Annotated in this window: 20 protein-coding genes and 1 other annotated feature; of the genes, 4 read left to right on the plus strand and 16 right to left on the minus strand. The window is 45.9% G+C overall.

Annotated features, from left to right (window positions below):
* Positions 1 to 16 precede the first annotated feature (16 nt).
* From NYE62_RS13355 to NYE62_RS13365, 3 genes are all read right to left on the minus strand, one after another.
* Entirely contained in the window at positions 17 to 2,368 is a 2,352-nt protein-coding gene (locus NYE62_RS13355; RefSeq protein WP_342496992.1) for a DNA internalization-related competence protein ComEC/Rec2, read from the minus strand.
* The gene (locus tag NYE62_RS13360) at positions 2,369 to 2,938 is read right to left on the minus strand and encodes a ComE operon protein 2 (protein WP_007408264.1); all 570 of its coding nucleotides are present in this window, start codon (positions 2,936 to 2,938) and stop codon (positions 2,369 to 2,371) included. It abuts the gene before it with no gap.
* A 66-nt stretch (positions 2,939 to 3,004) separates the two neighbouring features.
* On the minus strand, positions 3,005 to 3,619 hold the full coding sequence (locus NYE62_RS13365) for a helix-hairpin-helix domain-containing protein (RefSeq protein WP_020956097.1): 615 nt from the start codon (positions 3,617 to 3,619) through the stop codon (positions 3,005 to 3,007).
* 58 nt (positions 3,620 to 3,677) lie between these two features.
* Here NYE62_RS13365 and comER point away from each other — a divergent pair, with 58 nt between their 5' ends.
* On the plus strand, positions 3,678 to 4,499 hold the full coding sequence (gene comER / locus NYE62_RS13370) for a late competence protein ComER (protein WP_020956098.1): 822 nt from the start codon (positions 3,678 to 3,680) through the stop codon (positions 4,497 to 4,499).
* A 69-nt stretch (positions 4,500 to 4,568) separates the two neighbouring features.
* Here comER and NYE62_RS13375 read toward each other — a convergent pair whose 3' ends face one another.
* Genes NYE62_RS13375 through NYE62_RS13410 form a run of 8 tightly spaced genes read right to left on the minus strand, consistent with a single transcriptional unit; the run spans position 4,569 to position 9,574 of the window.
* Complete coding sequence (locus NYE62_RS13375; RefSeq protein ID WP_015240247.1) at positions 4,569 to 5,306, minus strand: class I SAM-dependent methyltransferase; 738 nt, start codon at positions 5,304 to 5,306, stop codon at positions 4,569 to 4,571.
* Complete coding sequence (rsfS, locus tag NYE62_RS13380) at positions 5,303 to 5,659, minus strand: ribosome silencing factor (protein WP_007408260.1); 357 nt, start codon at positions 5,657 to 5,659, stop codon at positions 5,303 to 5,305. The genes NYE62_RS13375 and rsfS overlap by 4 nt, the downstream gene beginning before the upstream one ends.
* 17 nt (positions 5,660 to 5,676) lie before the next feature.
* Positions 5,677 to 6,237 carry a bis(5'-nucleosyl)-tetraphosphatase (symmetrical) YqeK gene (gene yqeK, locus NYE62_RS13385; protein ID WP_014418422.1) on the minus strand — a complete coding sequence of 187 codons (561 nt, stop codon included), beginning with the start codon at positions 6,235 to 6,237 and terminating at the stop codon, positions 5,677 to 5,679.
* Positions 6,227 to 6,796, minus strand: coding sequence for a nicotinate-nucleotide adenylyltransferase (locus tag NYE62_RS13390; RefSeq protein WP_007408258.1), 570 nt, complete (start codon positions 6,794 to 6,796; stop codon positions 6,227 to 6,229). The genes yqeK and NYE62_RS13390 overlap by 11 nt, the downstream gene beginning before the upstream one ends.
* A gap of 10 nt (positions 6,797 to 6,806) precedes the next feature.
* The gene (yhbY, locus tag NYE62_RS13395) at positions 6,807 to 7,097 is read right to left on the minus strand and encodes a ribosome assembly RNA-binding protein YhbY (RefSeq protein ID WP_342496993.1); all 291 of its coding nucleotides are present in this window, start codon (positions 7,095 to 7,097) and stop codon (positions 6,807 to 6,809) included.
* Positions 7,091 to 7,933: a shikimate dehydrogenase gene (aroE, locus tag NYE62_RS13400; protein WP_039254404.1), complete on the minus strand. Its 843-nt coding sequence runs from the start codon at positions 7,931 to 7,933 to the stop codon at positions 7,091 to 7,093. The genes yhbY and aroE overlap by 7 nt, the downstream gene beginning before the upstream one ends.
* 19 nt (positions 7,934 to 7,952) lie before the next feature.
* Complete coding sequence (gene yqeH, locus NYE62_RS13405; RefSeq protein WP_199022051.1) at positions 7,953 to 9,053, minus strand: ribosome biogenesis GTPase YqeH; 1,101 nt, start codon at positions 9,051 to 9,053, stop codon at positions 7,953 to 7,955.
* Positions 9,054 to 9,055: 2 nt separating this feature from the next.
* The gene (locus NYE62_RS13410) at positions 9,056 to 9,574 is read right to left on the minus strand and encodes a YqeG family HAD IIIA-type phosphatase (RefSeq protein ID WP_007408254.1); all 519 of its coding nucleotides are present in this window, start codon (positions 9,572 to 9,574) and stop codon (positions 9,056 to 9,058) included.
* A 357-nt stretch (positions 9,575 to 9,931) separates the two neighbouring features.
* On the opposite strand from NYE62_RS13410, the gene NYE62_RS13415 reads away from it, so the two are divergent.
* Positions 9,932 to 10,072 carry a sporulation histidine kinase inhibitor Sda gene (locus NYE62_RS13415; RefSeq protein ID WP_003152850.1) on the plus strand — a complete coding sequence of 47 codons (141 nt, stop codon included), beginning with the start codon at positions 9,932 to 9,934 and terminating at the stop codon, positions 10,070 to 10,072.
* A gap of 132 nt (positions 10,073 to 10,204) precedes the next feature.
* Here NYE62_RS13415 and NYE62_RS13420 read toward each other — a convergent pair whose 3' ends face one another.
* The 3 genes from NYE62_RS13420 to NYE62_RS13430 form a co-directional block, all read right to left on the minus strand.
* The gene (locus NYE62_RS13420) at positions 10,205 to 10,339 is read right to left on the minus strand and encodes a hypothetical protein (protein ID WP_003152848.1); all 135 of its coding nucleotides are present in this window, start codon (positions 10,337 to 10,339) and stop codon (positions 10,205 to 10,207) included.
* Positions 10,340 to 10,413: 74 nt separating this feature from the next.
* A complete protein-coding gene (locus NYE62_RS13425) occupies positions 10,414 to 11,145 on the minus strand; it encodes an SGNH/GDSL hydrolase family protein (RefSeq protein WP_220007386.1) in 732 nt (243 codons plus the stop codon).
* A gap of 69 nt (positions 11,146 to 11,214) precedes the next feature.
* On the minus strand, positions 11,215 to 11,949 hold the full coding sequence (locus NYE62_RS13430) for a polysaccharide deacetylase family protein (RefSeq protein WP_007612700.1): 735 nt from the start codon (positions 11,947 to 11,949) through the stop codon (positions 11,215 to 11,217).
* A 235-nt stretch (positions 11,950 to 12,184) separates the two neighbouring features.
* Here NYE62_RS13430 and NYE62_RS13435 point away from each other — a divergent pair, with 235 nt between their 5' ends.
* The gene (locus NYE62_RS13435) at positions 12,185 to 12,811 is read left to right on the plus strand and encodes a TVP38/TMEM64 family protein (RefSeq protein WP_007408251.1); all 627 of its coding nucleotides are present in this window, start codon (positions 12,185 to 12,187) and stop codon (positions 12,809 to 12,811) included.
* A 15-nt stretch (positions 12,812 to 12,826) separates the two neighbouring features.
* On the opposite strand, the gene NYE62_RS13440 is transcribed toward NYE62_RS13435, so the two are convergent.
* Together NYE62_RS13440 and NYE62_RS13445 are read right to left on the minus strand one after the other, a co-directional pair.
* A complete protein-coding gene (locus NYE62_RS13440) occupies positions 12,827 to 13,192 on the minus strand; it encodes a GNAT family N-acetyltransferase (RefSeq protein WP_251257461.1) in 366 nt (121 codons plus the stop codon).
* A 71-nt stretch (positions 13,193 to 13,263) separates the two neighbouring features.
* A complete protein-coding gene (locus tag NYE62_RS13445; protein ID WP_144663965.1) occupies positions 13,264 to 14,520 on the minus strand; it encodes an MFS transporter in 1,257 nt (418 codons plus the stop codon).
* A gap of 46 nt (positions 14,521 to 14,566) precedes the next feature.
* Positions 14,567 to 14,798, minus strand: a binding site (T-box leader).
* 180 nt (positions 14,799 to 14,978) lie between these two features.
* On the opposite strand from NYE62_RS13445, the gene sigK reads away from it, so the two are divergent.
* On the plus strand, positions 14,979 to 15,701 hold the full coding sequence (gene sigK, locus NYE62_RS13450) for an RNA polymerase sporulation sigma factor SigK (RefSeq protein ID WP_007408248.1): 723 nt from the start codon (positions 14,979 to 14,981) through the stop codon (positions 15,699 to 15,701).
* Positions 15,702 to 15,718: the final 17 nt, after the last annotated feature.

The raw sequence follows: 15,718 nt of genomic DNA on the forward strand, positions 1-15,718 counted from the left end.
GCATTCCGGGCTGCTGTCAATCGGCAGTCTTTTTTACTTCTTGCGCCCTGGTTTCTTCTATATCATATGGAGGGAAGACGGAAAACGTTCCGGCGCCTTTTTTAAATCTGTATTGAATCGTTCCGCTGATATCGGTGCGAAGCACATTGACAGAGTACGCCTTCAAACGATCCAGCACTTCTTCATGCGGATGATGGTATCGATTCTCTTTTCCTGCTGAAATCAGCGCTGCTTCCGGCTGAAGCTGCTTCAAAAAGGCTTCACTCGTTGAGCTTTTGCTGCCGTGATGACCCGCCTTCAATATATCAGCCTTCAGATTCGGATACGTTTTCAGGACTTCCGTTTCGCCGTCCGATTCTAAATCTCCCGTCAAAAGCCAGCTCACTCCGCCAAAAACCGTCCAAAGCACCAGTGACGAATCATTTTTACTCCTTCCGTCAGACGACTCCGGAGACAGCACCTGAAACTGAAGATCTCCGGCTGTAATGGTGTCGCCCCGCTTTGCTTCGGCAACGGGAATGTTGTTTTCTTTCGCCATATTTAATATGTTCTGATCTTTCGGTTCTTTTACGAATCCTACGGGGACAATTAACCGTTTGACTCTATGATTTTTGATTAACACTCCGGCTTCCCCGATGTGATCTTGATCCGCATGGGTTAAAATCAGTGCATCCAGCTTTTTCACCCCTTTTCCGTTTAAAAACGGAATCAAAACCTTCTCGCCGATAGAATACGGGTGGCGTTTTTCTTTCCATGATTCTCCGGGATAAGCAATCACTCCCCCTGTATCAACCATTACGGTCCCTTTGCGGTGCGGCGCGCTTATAAACAGTGAGTCTCCCTGCCCGATATCAAGCATATCCGCTTCTCCCCATGGACTGAAATACGGACGGCATATTAAATAAGCCAAAACCGCGCAGAAAAAAAGAGCCGATTTCCTGAGTTTTAAAAAACCTCCCTTTTCCAAAGCCGCAAAAAGCGTAAAAACGGAAACCGCAAGCAGAAGAAGGGAAAGAAAGTCAGGCTTTGACACAATCATAGTAAATAAATCAACGGATGCCGCATATGTAATGAAATCATGCACAGGCTTCATCACAAGGTCAAACATACCAAACAAACATTCTCCCATCTGCCTTGAGAGTAAAAGAAGAAGGAAACCGATGACAGAAACCGGAATGACAAATAACGTATAAAAAGGCACCATCACCATATTCATCGGAAAACTGACAAGTGAAATCTGCTGAAAATGATAGAGAAGAAACGGAAGTGAGCTGAGCTCCGCAATGAATGAAGCCATCGCAAGCCCGGCAAGTCTGCTTTCCCCTGCTTTCTTTAAAATGGAGGATGACAGAATTAAAGAGGCGCTTACCGCAAAGGAAAGCTGGAAGCCCGCCTGCCAAAGGAAGTAAGGATTAAACAGCAGAAGCAGCAGATAAGACAGGGACAATGCAGCAGAGGAATGAATGCCGCGTTTAACAAGAGTTCCGGCGATATAAAACCCCAGCATGAGGGATGCGCGCAATACGGATGGGGCGGCACCGCTCAGCAGCGTATACACCGGCAAAAACAGCAGCAGCAAAATTCCCGCCTTTTCTCTTGTCAGCCCGATTCTGATCAGAGCATAAAATAATCCCGCCGTAATAAGACCGACATGCATTCCGGAAATCGCCATTAAATGAACGACTCCCAAATTTTGATACGCACTCAGTATATCGTCCTCTATAGAAAATCTTTCACCTAAGGTCAGCGCTTCAACAATTCCGGCGGAAGATTCAGGCACGTGATTCCGAATGATCGAAATCAAATTTTTTCTGATGTTCAGCAGTTTAAACAGCGGCTGTTTGGATTTTTCACACTGCTCAATGGAAGTCACGGAAAATAACCAGTGAATCTGCTGAGAGTAAAGATATTCCTTATAATCAAAACCTCCGGGAACCGTCGCATGTGCAGGCTGTTCCAGAGAGCCTGTAAACGTGCAGCGCATCCCCGGTTCAAGCTGTTCAATGAGTCTTTTTTCCTCAAGAGAACGGATTTTGTACGAAGCCGCCCATTTTTCCTTGTCATGTGTACGGATAACAGCTGACATTTTCGCTCCGTCAACCTTCGGAATATTAGTGATGACGGCCTGTTCAGTATAACTGCCGGCCTGATAGCGCGTTACATTCGCAGCGTCACAAACCGTATAAAGAAAGAAATAAAGACAAAAAGAAACGAGGCAGACGATAACCGGAGCATACTGCTTTGTTTTTACAATAATAAAGAGAAGATACAGAAGAAAAAGGAGCAGAACCCAGAAGACATGAGCGGCGGCAATTCCCGCAGTTGCAGAAACCGCCGCCAGAGGCAGAAGAAGGTATTTATATTTCATTTATACGTAACTGGTAAACAGCTCATTGGCCTGTTCATGAATTTTTTTCAGTTCATCTGCCTTAACCCCCGCATCAGATAATTGCTGAATCAGACCTGCTACAAAAGACAATTTTTCACGGTTTTTCAGATCGATGATCATCTCATCAAGTTCGACCTGCTCCACCTTGACTCCGGCTTGGCTGAACAGCTCTTTTGCATAAGGCTGTGTTTTGTAATCTTCGGCATAATAGACCGTTTTGATGCCTGCCTGGATAATTGATTTGCAGCATTGAATACAAGGATAATGCGTCACATAAATTTCGGCGCCTTCCGTCGGAACACCGAACTTAGAACATTGCAGAATCGCATTCATCTCTGCATGTATGGTCCGCTGGCAATGATTATCTATTAAAAGGCATCCTTCATCAGCGCAATGGACGCCGCCGGCGATTGAGCCGTTGTATCCGCCGGCAATCATACGCTTATCTCTGACTATGGTTGCCCCGACTGACAGTCTCGGACATGTGCTTCTCAGCGCCAGCAAATGGCTTTGCGCCATAAAATATTGATTCCATGAGATTCGTTCCACAAGTGTTCCCTCCAAAAAGTCTTGTTGCTTTTCTAAGTTTACATAGATTTAAGCAGAACCGTCAATTCACTTTACCGTAATGGAAGTTTTTATCCGCTCAAATGACTTCTCTCCAAAGCCTGATACATTCATCAAATCTTCAGCAGTCTGAAACCGTCCTTTTTCTTCTCGGTAAGCGATAATCGCTTCCGCTTTTTTCTGCCCCACCCCGGAAATCGCCTGAAGTTCGTCCAGAGATGCCGTATTGATATTGACAGCTGCATTCTCCTTTTCACCCGCCGCTGTTTTCGGGCGATTCTCCTCTTCGCCTTCACTCGGAATATAAACAATCGTCCCGTCCTGCAGCTGCTCTGCTAAATTAACATTCAATTCATCCGCCTTTTTCTTCAGGCCGCCGGCTTTTTCAATGGCTTGCGTCACTCTGTCTCCCGCTTTCATTTCATACACGCCGGGATTTCGGACCGCGCCTTTCACATCAATCATAATCTTGTCGTCTGCGGTGTCTTTTTTGTCCGCGACGGATGCTGAGGCTGTTTGGCCGAGCACGGACTGCTGTTTGACCGGCTCTTCCTTTTCAGAACGAAACAGCCAAATGCAGATAAAAACCGCCCCTGCTACAAGACAAGCGCCCAGAATTTTCAGGTTCCGCCGCAGCCGCTCCGTCATCATCGCTTTCGTCATATTGCATTGCCTCCCCGCATAAGGTTTAGAGGATTAAGGGAAAAAGGAGGGGAATTCATTGAAAATAGGCTTTATCGGCACCGGAAACATGGGAACGATCCTGATTGAATCGTTTATCGAATCAAACGCTGCCGATCCCTCACATATCACCATCACAAACAGAACAATCGAAAAAGCATTAAAACTAAAAGAACGTTTCAGCGGCATCCATGTCACCGAGGATCAGGAAAAGCTCGTACAGGATAATGAAATAATATTCATTTGTGTAAAACCGCTGGATATATATCCTTTGCTGAAAAAACTCACACCGCATTTACGGAAAGATCACATTTTAATCTCCATTACCAGCCCCGTTCAGACGGATCAGATTGAACATACGGTTCCGTGTCAGACGGCCCGCGTCATTCCGAGCATTACGAACCGCGCCTTGGCCGGCGTCTCGCTTGTTACGTTCGGCAAAAGCTGCAGCGAGGCTGCAAAAGCGGATATTCAAACGCTGTTCACTCATATTTCAAAACCTGTAGAAATCAGCAGCGGCATTACAAGAGCGGCGTCAGACATTGTCAGCTGCGGGCCCGCTTTTATGAGTTATCTCGTTCAGCGCTTTATTGACGCGGCAGTGGAAGAAACGGACATCACCAAAGAAGAAGCCGTGATAATGTCGACGGAAATGCTTGTCGGTCTCGGAAAGCTTCTGGAAACAGGGCATTACACGCTTTCCGCCTTGCAGGAAAAAGTATGCGTAAAAGGCGGCGTCACCGGGGAAGGACTGAAGGCTCTCGAAAGCGGTGTTCAGGATATGTTCAACCGTGTCTTTCAGCGTACACATGACAAATACGATGAAGATATATCGTTAGTGAAGAAGCAATTTCACGTGTAACTGAGTATGCCATAAAGTGCTTTATCGCGCCAATCGCAAAAAATGCATTTTAAAAACCATCGTTCACGTTTAAACGATGGTTTTTGGTTTGCCTGCCGTAAAGAAAAGACGTTCAGACTCTGTTGAAGGAGGCCGGTCTGTAAAATCAGCCGTCACCTTCTTCAGTTCAAATCCGGTCTCTGCAAGCATTTGTTCATATTCTTCAATGTAAAATGTTTTTTGCTCATGCGTCTCGTCATAACGGTCATAAGATTGTCCGTTCCATACGAAAAAGGACATATCATGGATGACAGAAAGCTCTTCATCGCCGGCAAAGCTTTGCCAGATATAGCTGATCTGCTCATCCTGATCCGCATGGGTGCTGTCCGGAAAAAGCTCCGTCATTTTAAATGGGGAATGGACGTCAAACAGAAGCAGGCCGCCCTCTTTCAAAACTTGAAAAACACTTTTGAAGGTGCTTAAGACATCACTTTTCGTTTTTAAGTAATTTAGGGAATCACAGCAGATGACAACGGCATCAAACTGTTCTTCAAAACCGGAAAGCTCTCTCATATCCTGCTGGAGAAAAAGAATCGGCTTTCCCGTTTTTTTCTGCTGGGCACAGCTCAGCATATCTTCACTCAAATCAATCCCCGTGACTTCGCAGCCTTTTTCAGCAAGCCTGATGGATATTTCTCCGGTTCCGCAGGCAAGATCAAGCACCCTTCCCTTTTCCGGAAGAGACGCTTCGATCCAGCCCGCCCATTCATCATACGGCGCATGTGACATTAACTCGTCATATACGCCGGCGAAGCCTTGGTAAATCATGAGTTCAAGCCGAGTTCAAGCTCTGCGAGCGGCGCGTCGCCCCATAGCTTTTCAAGATTGTAGTAGCTTCTTTCATCTTTATGGAAAACGTGGACAATGACGTCGCCGAGATCAACTAAAATCCAGCGGGCCTCATCAAACCCTTCCATCTTTTTGACATCAATGCCGTTTTCTTCTGCCTGATCTTTAATTTCACGCGCAATTGCCTGAACCTGCTTATCAGAATTCCCGTGGCAGATTAAAAAGTAATCCGCTATAAGTGAGATTCCTTCCATGTCCAGCGCTAAAATATCTTCTGCACGTTTATCGTCGCATGCTTTTGCCGCGATTTTTAATACGGAAGCTTGATTCATTCTTTAAATTCCTCCTGTCAATTTTGAGACACCAGCCAATTATAGGTTGCAAACGTCTCCGGAAAGACCGGCTGGTTTTTTTTCATCAGAAATATCATTGTATTTTTCATTGCTTGTATGAGCGCTTCGTTCAGATCTGTTTCCGCCAGACGGCGCACCTCTTCCACTCCGGGGAAATGGCGTCCGGGTTCAATGTAATCCGCAACGTAAATGACTTTGTCTAAAAGGGTCATTCCGGGACGCCCTGACGTGTGATAGCGGATTGCATCCAAGATCTCAGGATCAGTGATCCCCGCTTCTTTCTCAGCCAAATACGCTCCCACAGGGGCATGCCACAGCTCGGCATTGTAATCCAAGAGCTCAGCCGGCATTTTTTCCCGCACGATGATCTGCTTCATTTCTTCTTTCGGCCGGAATTTCGCATAATCATGAAAAATAGCCGCCATTTCCGCTTTTTTCGGGTCTGCTCCGAACCGGCCTGCGAGAATAACCGCCGTATCTGTCACGCCGATTGTGTGGATGTAGCGATGCTCGGTCAGCTGCTCTTTGACGCAGGCAAGTGCTTCCTCACGATTCATATAAATCATTCTCCTCTATATACTGCCTCACTTTATCCGGCATTAAGTATTGCGTCGGCTTTTTTGCTTTGAGACGTTCTCTCAGCATCGTTGACGAAACGTCAAATTCCGGAACGTCGGCAAAAAGCAGCGGGTACGGTGTCTCAATATGATACCCCGGGCGCCGCACTCCGATAAATTGAATGAGCGTGAGCAGTTCGTCCAGTTTGTACCATTTCGGGAGATATTCAATCATATCCGCCCCGATAATAAAGAAAAGCTTGTCGTTCGGGTGCCGCTCCTTCAGTAAACGGACGGTATCATAGGTATAAGAAGGGCCTTTCCGGTCCATTTCCGCAAGCTCAAGCTTAAAGCCGGAATTAGAGCTGATGGCAAGCTTCAGCATCTCCACCCGGTGCCGGCTGTCTGTAAAGTCTTCATTCTGCTTATGCGGAGGGATTTTATTGGGCATAAACCAAATCTCATCGAGCTCCGCCTGATGAAGGACTTCATTAGCCATCAGAAGATGTCCGTTGTGCGGAGGGTCAAATGTGCCCCCGAATATTCCGATTTTCTTCATGTCAACCACCTTACGGAAGCTCGATTTGTTTATTTTCCTTTGATTCCTTATACAGTACGATCGTATTTCCGATCGTCTGCACCAATTGTGAGCGGGTGCCTTTCACAAGGGCTTCTGCGACATCATTTTTATCGTATTCGCAGTTTTGAAGCACGCTGACTTTAATCAGCTCTCTTGCTTCTAAAGCCTCAGCAATCTGTTTCACCATGTTTTCGTTGACTCCGCCTTTTCCCACTTGAAAAATAGGCGTTAAATGATGCGCTTTTGAACGCAAAAACCGTTTTTGTTTTCCTGTTAACATTGTGTTCCTCCTAGTTTTCCTTCAACAATTGCTCTCATTAAGCCGCTGTCAGGCTCTTGTCCCGTCCACAGCTTGAAAGACAGTGCGGCCTGTTCCACAAACATGCCGACACCGTCAAGGGTTGTTAAACCTCTTTTTTCAGCTTCTTTTAAGAACGCCGTTTGAATCGGGTTGTATACGATATCACAAACAATGGCGCCCGTTTTGGCCCGTTCCAATGAGAGCGGCACGGCATCCGTTTTCGGATACATGCCGACAGATGTTGTATGAATAATGACGTCATATTGTTCAAGCTGATTTTCAGCTTCTTTTAAAGTAAGGGCGCGTTTCTGCTGAAAAGAGGGAGCAGCCGCAATCAGATTTTCTGCTTTTTCCGGCGTGCGGTTGCAAACGTCAAATTGTTTCGGCTCTCCGCGGACGATCGTCGTAAAAATCGCTCTTGCCGCTCCTCCCGCCCCAATCATGAGGATGGAGAGCTCTGATATCGGTTTGTCCAATACTTTGACTAAGGATTTATAAAACCCATCTCCGTCAGTATTATACCCGATGAGCCTGTCTCCCTCTCTTTTGACGGTATTTACGGCCCCGAGTACTTTCGCGCTTTCATGTATTTCATCCAGATGCTCCATGATCGCGACTTTATGCGGGACTGTGACGTTCACTCCGCAGATGCCAAGCGCCTTGATTCCGTTAACGGCGTCCTTGAGATGATGAGGTTCCACCTGAAACGCAAAATACTGCCCGTTGATGTTCTTATCTTGCAAAGCCGCGTTATGAATATCGGGTGACATTGAATGCCCGATCGGATTTCCGATTACTCCGTACAATTGTTTCATGCTCCCTCTCCCCTTCTCTCTATATTAATGAACGGCGGACAAATACGTGTACGCCTTTCGGAGCGTATGCCGTTATTTTTTTATCTGCTTGCTGCACCGTGACCCAGCCGAGACCCGAAAAAACGATATCCGTCTTTCCTTCTTTAATCGAAAACGTATGGGGTGTAAGCTCCGGAAATTCATCCAAATAATCTTTTCCGGGCGGGGTAAGCAGTTCTCCCGCATGCTTTTCGTATAAGGCATCAGCATTTTCAAGCTTTGTTCTGTGAATCATCAATTCATTCGGCATATAGCAGACAAACGCCGTTTTATCGCCTGATACATAGTCAAACCGGGCAAGCCCGCCGAAATAAAGCGTTTGTTTTTCATTCAGCTGAAAAGTGCGCGGCTTCAGTTCTTTTTTCGGTGTCAGCACCTTTAAGTCACGCTTGTCCACGTAATGCGCCATCTGGTGATGGTTAATGATTCCCGGCGTATCATAAAGCGCAGATCCGTCATCGAGCGGGATTTCAATCGCGTCAAGCGTCGTACCCGGAAATTGAGAGGTGGTAATAATATTCTCTTCCCCTGAGACCTCTTTAATAATCCGGTTGATAAATGTGGATTTGCCGACATTGGTACAGCCCACCACATACACATCGCGCCCTTCGCGGTAATGTTCAATGGCGTCAATGACTTCCTTCATCCCTTGTCCGCGGGAAGCGCTGATTAAAAAGACATCAAGGGGTTTTAAGCCGTATTCTTTCGCTTCGCGTTTCATCCATTGAACGAGCCGTTCCCGTTTTACGGATTTCGGCAGGATATCGGCCTTATTACCGACAAGAATGATCGGATTACCGCCGACAAAGCGGTTCAGCCCGTTTATCCAGCTTCCGTTAAAATCAAAAATATCAACGACTTTGACAATAAGAGAGTCAGTATCGCCGATTGTGTGCAAGATATTTAAAAAGTCATCATCCGTTAATGAAACATCTTGAATTTCATTGTAATTTTTCAGTCTGAAGCAGCGCTGGCAGATGACATTCTCTTTCGTGAGCGATGCCTTTGGCGCGTATCCGAGACCTTGTTTATCCTCGGTCTGGATCGTTACTCCGCAGCCGATGCAAACAACCTTTTCCATTTCTAATCCTCCCACTGAATATGGCCTTTACGTTTCAAAGAACTCAATATTCTCCGTTCAATCCGGCGGTTAAAGCGCGTCATGACTCCGTCAGAGGAAGCGACAGGCACGACGAGGATCGTATGATACCCGTTTCTGTTTCCGCCGAGAACATCAGTAAGCAGCTGATCGCCGATGACCACACAGTCTTCTTTTTTCAGATCCATGCTGCTGACGGCTCTTTTAAAGGCGCGCCCCATCGGCTTTCTTGCCTTATAAATAAACGGTATGCCAAGCGGCTCCGAGAATAATTTCACTCTTCGTTCATTATTATTGGAGACGATCGTGACTTTAATGCCGTGCTCCTTCATTTCTTCAAACCACTCGATTAATCGAGGTGTCGCACTCGGTCTGTCCCACTCCACAAGCGTGTTGTCAAGGTCTGTAATAATTCCTTTCACATTGCGTTCTTTGAGCTTTTCCGGTGTGATATGAAATATATTTTTCACAAATTCGTCAGGTAAAAAAAACTTTTTTAACAAAACCCGCACCCTTCCTTTTCTTTCTATCATCTATATGTCGAAACCTGTCAGATTTAAAAACAAAGTCGGACTCAGTAAAAAAATTTCGACAAAAATTGGGTTTCTTCACCAGTTGTGGATAAAATTACACACATTATCCACTCTTATTACATCCGGATTTATCCAGATTATAAACAAGATACTAACAAGTTATCCACTTACGAGTGTGGATAACAGAACGATTGTTCTTATTTGTATTTCATGGTAGATTAAAGATAACCTCACCATGATTGAAACGCAACCTTCCATCATATGCTTGCGTCTGATGATTGATTACAATTGTAAGGAGGTGCCACTCCCATTAATTGGGTCCCCGGCATGAGAAAGCTTTCTGATGAATTACTAATAGAATCTTATTTCAAAGCCAATGAAATGAATTTGAGCCGTGAATTTATCGAGTTAATTGAAAACGAAATCAAAAGAAGATCGCTCGGACACATTATTTCCGTTTCTTCTTAAACAGAAAAAAGTTCCCGGGCGAATTTCCTTTTTTTACTCAGATGACTGATATTATATCACTTCGGTTATGCGCATTACTACCACTTTCAACAAAAAACACCCCTAAAATAGAGGTGTTTAAGAGGACGGCTGCTATATATTGAACCAATACAGACCGCCCAGGACGAGAATGACGACGAGCAGCACAACAAAAAATGCGTACCAGTACCCCGCATTCACCCGAGGAGGCGGGCATACAGGATATTGCGGAGGGAAACCGCGGTTCATAGCAATCGCCTCCAAAGAGATGTTTTTCTACAGGCTATGAAGCAGAAGCAAAACGGTTTAGGCAGCTGACGGCGTCAGCGTTCCAAAACCCGCCCATTTTTTATGCCTTCAATTAAGATTCTGGCGCCTTTTGGCGTCATATGATTTCCGGAGGGATCTATCAGTCCGGATTGGATCAGCGCCCGGTCTGTATCTTTGCCGCCGTCCACGCGTATAAAGTGTTTCCAGTTATCCACCAGCGGCACTTTCAACTCAGCTGCAACCTGCCTCGTAACGCCGTTATAGGAATTATGCCATTTTCTCGCGCCGCCTTTTTCTTTAAAGGCTGAGGCTTTATATCTCGAATAGTAATAGAGATGATGCGTTCCGTTTCCTTCTATAACCGGGATGCACGTCATTAAAATCGGCTTTATGCCGTGATTTCTGCTTTCGTTTATGAAATAAGTCAGGTTTTCTTTAAACCGTTTCTTTGATACCCGCGGCTGATCGCCCGTCAAAATGCCCGCATCATTTGTTCCGAACATGATAAATAAATATTGGGGCTTACGGTCCAGCACGTCGCTTTGAAAGCGCAGGCGCGCATCCTCAGTCGTCTGACCGCCTATTCCCGCATTTATAACCGTAAGACGGCCGCGTTCCGCTGTTTTTAAAATGTTTACCCACTGCTGCGCCTTCGGATAATCACGATAATCCCAGTTGGAACCGCGCGTATTGCTGTCGCCGAACGCGACAACACTTTTTTCTTTGCCCGCGGCGCATCCTGATAACAGACAGATTATCGTAATAAAAAGAACAGCAAACTTCATTTTCTCTCCCCCCAAACCTTACCTCCTATGGTACACATCTCTTTGGCGGCTTTCAACGCGGCGCTCTCTTTACTGGATATGAAAAGGGCCGGAATCCTGTCCGATCAAATCCGAAACCTTAACAAACGTGTAGCCCTGCTTTTTCAGCTTGGGAATGATTTCTTTCAAAGCCTCAACCGTCTGGCGCCGGTTTCCTCCGCCGTCATGCAGAAGAACGATATCTCCATCTCTGGCATGTGAAACAACGTGCCTGACGATTTTTCCTTTCCCTGGCCTTTTCCAGTCCCTCGGATCTTGGTTCCATGACCACATGATGATATGATAGCCCTCTTTTAAGATGCTTTTGAAAGCCGTATGATTCAGCGACCCTCCCGGCGGGCGGAATAACTTGTCCCCTTCCGGCTGCAGCGATGTGATATGATGCGCGGAGCTGTGAAGCTCTTGTAAAATGTCTTTGCGTTTCAGTCGGTGAAAATAAACATGGTTCATCGTATGGTTGCCGATTTCATGCCCTTCTTCAACGATGCGTTTTGCCGTTATGGGGTATTTGTCTATACGGCTCCCGACACAAAAAAAGGTTGCTTTAACATTGTGCTGTTTCAGCACGTCTAACACAGCCTCCGTATAGACAGGATGGGGGCCGTCATCGAAGGTTAAAGATAGTTTCTTTTTTTCAGACCTTATATCCCAGTACACGTTTCCCGTCTTCTCCATGTCACTTCTTTTTAAAGATTTCGCATCGGCGGACACGGCAGTGAGACTCGTGAGGACGCATATCATGATGATCAGATGAAAGCATCTCAACGTTTACACCTCCAGTAAACACTACTGTTAACGTGTCCCCTTTTATAAAAATCATTCTCTGCATCAAATGATGCACATCACCCGCTTCCCGCTTGTTTTTGTCCAAACCCGGGTGCCAGCCGTTTCTCATCAAACGGCAAATGCTGATAAATCAAATACGCTTATCGGACAGCTTATTTTAATAGAAGGAGATAGATTTGTGCTGTATACTAATTGACAAGAGGTGAACGTGCAGATGATAAAAAAGGGATTCAGTCTTGCCGTCATCATTGCTGTCGTGATGATCGGCTTTTTGCAAAAAGACGTCTGGCTCAGCATGATTCGCGCGGGCGGCATGTACGCCGTGCTTATGAGTATCCTTCTGGTCGCAGCTGACGTATTTTTTCCGATTGTTCCATTCGCCATTATCGCGGCCTTAAACGGAGCGGTTTTCGGGATTGTAAACGGGGTGTGGATTACATTGTCAGGCGCGATGCTCGGAACAATGGCATTGTTTTTTCTCGTCCGGTACGGATTCAGAGACTGGGCCAGAAAAAAGCTGCTGGCTTACCCGGCAGCGGCCCAATATGAAGATTCATTTCATCAGCACGCGTTTACGGCGGTGCTTTTCGGGCGGCTGATTCCGATTATACCGTCGCTTGCCATGAATACCGTCTGCGGGCTGAGTAACATCCGATGGCCAATCTTTTTTTCTGCGTCGGTGCTCGGCAAAATTCCGAACATTGTGATCGTGACGGTCGCAGGCGCTTCATTTACAAGCAACAAACTGCTGTCTTTCGGGATTTACGGAATGTATATGCTCGTCTTAATGGCGGTCATTTATAAGAAGTTTCCCGGCCTTTTAAAAACAACGAAAAAATGAAGCGCGTACCGCTCCCTATTCCGGCGGTACGGCTCCTCTCATTCTGAGAACTTTTCCGTTACATTCTGAACCGATCACTTCCATGTTTTTCTTTCTGTAAAATGACAGAGCCGCTTCATTGCCCGGCGAAACTCTCAGGTGATATTCCGAAACACCGTTCGCTCTGAAAAACTGATTCGCGTATTGATACAGTTTTGTTCCGCACCCCCTTCCCCTCTGCTGCTCAGTCATATAGTAAAGGTGCATATAACCGGTTTTTTGGCTGCGGTAAAATTTGATGGAAGCTTCAAGCTGTCCGATCGGCTGCCCGTTATGAAGAAGCAGCTTAAAATTGTCGGGTGAGTATTTGATTTGGGATGACAGCCACCTGAGATATTCCATCCTTATTAAAATGATCCGCCGTGCCAAAGCTGACGAAAAACGAATCCTCACGAAATGAAACGGCCGTCTCTTTATGTTTGTTTACATTGATCCGCTTGAAATACATCGGGAGTCCTCCTTTTTGAGGCCGCAAATAAGAACGACCATAAAACGGCTGCCAACGCCAGCATAACAGCAGCCCCTGCGATGACGATGCCGCGGACGGAAGAACTGACAGCCGCCGCTCCGAAAACCGCCGTTACCACTATAATGAAGACGGCTTCGACTAATGAATAAAAGCTCCCCACTCTCCCCATGATGTCCACCGGAACATTCTTTTGATAAAACGTCAGAAAGCCTGTATTGGCAAACGCCAGAAAAAAAGCGAGAAGGAAAAATCCGAAAGCAGCCGTCCAAAAAACGTCAGAAAACGCATAAATCATATATCCGGCCGCTGTGAATAAAGAGCCCATTCCCATCAATAAAGAAGCCGGCATTTTTTTATTAAAGAACACATTGACAAGCGCCCCCGCAATAATGCCTGCCCCTGAGACACTGACGAGAAAACCGTAATCGGCATCAGTCAGCTGAAGAACCTCTTTTGCAAAAGCGGCTTCAAGCGAATCAAGCGCGGATGGCATAACGGTCATGACCAGACTGAATAAAAAATAAATGATCATGACGTTTCGCGCCGTGCGGCTGAAGCGATAGACGAGCTTCCAATCTTCTTTGTACACTGCCAAAGAAAGCTTCTGTGCGGGAGAATGTACGTGGGGCTCATTTTCAAGGTTCGGCAGCATCATCGTAATGAAACCGGACAGCACTAAAGCCGCCGCATTCACCCAAATCGCAAAAATCGGCGTGCCGGCGATAAAAAGCAGCCCGGCCGCAGCCGGCCCGAGGAGAAAAGCCCCTGATTCCGACAAAGCCCTTAGTGAATTGAATCGTTTTCTCCTTTCAGCCGGAATAAGCATCGTCACATACGCCATGGAACACGGACGAAACATCGCATTGGCCATTTGAATCAAAAACACGATACAATAAATGGAAAATAAAGACCGTACAGTAAACATCAGCGGCAGAACGGCAATGAATGCAGCCCTGATGAAATCAAGCGACATCATCATATTTCGTTTGTTACACCGGTCGATGATGCTGCCCGCCCACCCATTTGTCATCAAAACAGCCGCAGGCCTGATTAAATAAAGGATGGAAACCGCAAAAGCAGACCCCGTTTCTTTTAAAACAATAAGATTAAGAGACAAAAAATAAATCCATTCACCAATATTTGCTATCCCGATTCCGGTTAACAGAAGCATCGGGTACCGCCAAGACTTCAGGTTTTTCATCTTATCCCTCCCTTAAAAATAAAAAACGCCCTCAAGACAATAAAGTCTTGAGGACGGGAAACAGCCCGCTATGCCACCTCAATTCGGTTTGGTGCCGGCCTAAGCCGGGTACAAAGCTTACTCGGTAACAGGAGTATCCGCCGCATCATCCTCGTGTTTCATGATTCCGATGCGAAGCTAAGAGGTTTGTTTCAACACATCCATTCATACTCCTTCACAGCTCCCGGAGCTCTCTGTCATGAATGATATCTGTCTACTCGTCTCTTCAGCGCTTTTCGTTATATTTTTTTCACCCTTACTTTTTTTAACAATATACAGGCTCAATCAGCAAAAATCAAGAGGCTGTAAGAAATAAAACCTGCCTTTGATTAATTTCCCTGTACAGACACAAACAGCCTGACTGCCACATACAGTTACATATAGGCTTTTGCCTACATAACTTTGTGGAGGTGAGGACGGTGACAGGTGTTTTTGCAGCGCTCGGGTTTATTGTGAAAGAACTTGTGTTTTTAGTATCATACGTGAAAAATAATGCCTTTCCACAACCGCTCTCAAATAATGAGGAGAAAAAATACTTAGACCTTATGGCTGAAGGAGATGAACACGCCCGCAACATGCTGATCGAACATAATCTCCGTTTAGTCGCCCATATTGTGAAAAAATTCGAAAACACGGGAGAGGACGCGGAAGATCTGATCTCCATCGGTACAATCGGGCTGATTAAAGGAATTGAAAGCTACTCAGCCGGAAAAGGCACGAAGCTTGCCACATATGCCGCACGATGTATTGAGAATGAGATTTTAATGCATCTGCGCGCATTGAAAAAAACGAAAAAAGACGTCTCCCTTCATGATCCGATCGGCCAGGATAAAGAAGGGAATGAAATAAGCCTGATCGATGTCCTCAAGTCGGAAAGCGAAGATGTGATCGACACCATTCAGCTCAACATGGAACTTGAAAAGGTCAAAAAATATATCGATATTTTAGACGACCGCGAAAAAGAAGTCATCGTCGGCCGCTTCGGGCTTGATTTAAAAAAAGAAAAAACGCAGCGCGAGATCGCAAAGGAGCTCGGCATTTCAAGGAGTTATGTGTCGCGGATTGAAAAACGCGCATTGATGAAGATGTTTCATGAGTTTTATCGGGCGGAGAAGGAGAAGCGGAAGAAGAAGGGAAAGTGAGCGAAAAGCCGGATCTG

The sequence above is a fragment of the Bacillus sp. FSL K6-2861 genome, assembly GCF_038630725.1.
GTDB lineage: Bacteria > Bacillota > Bacilli > Bacillales > Bacillaceae > Bacillus > Bacillus velezensis.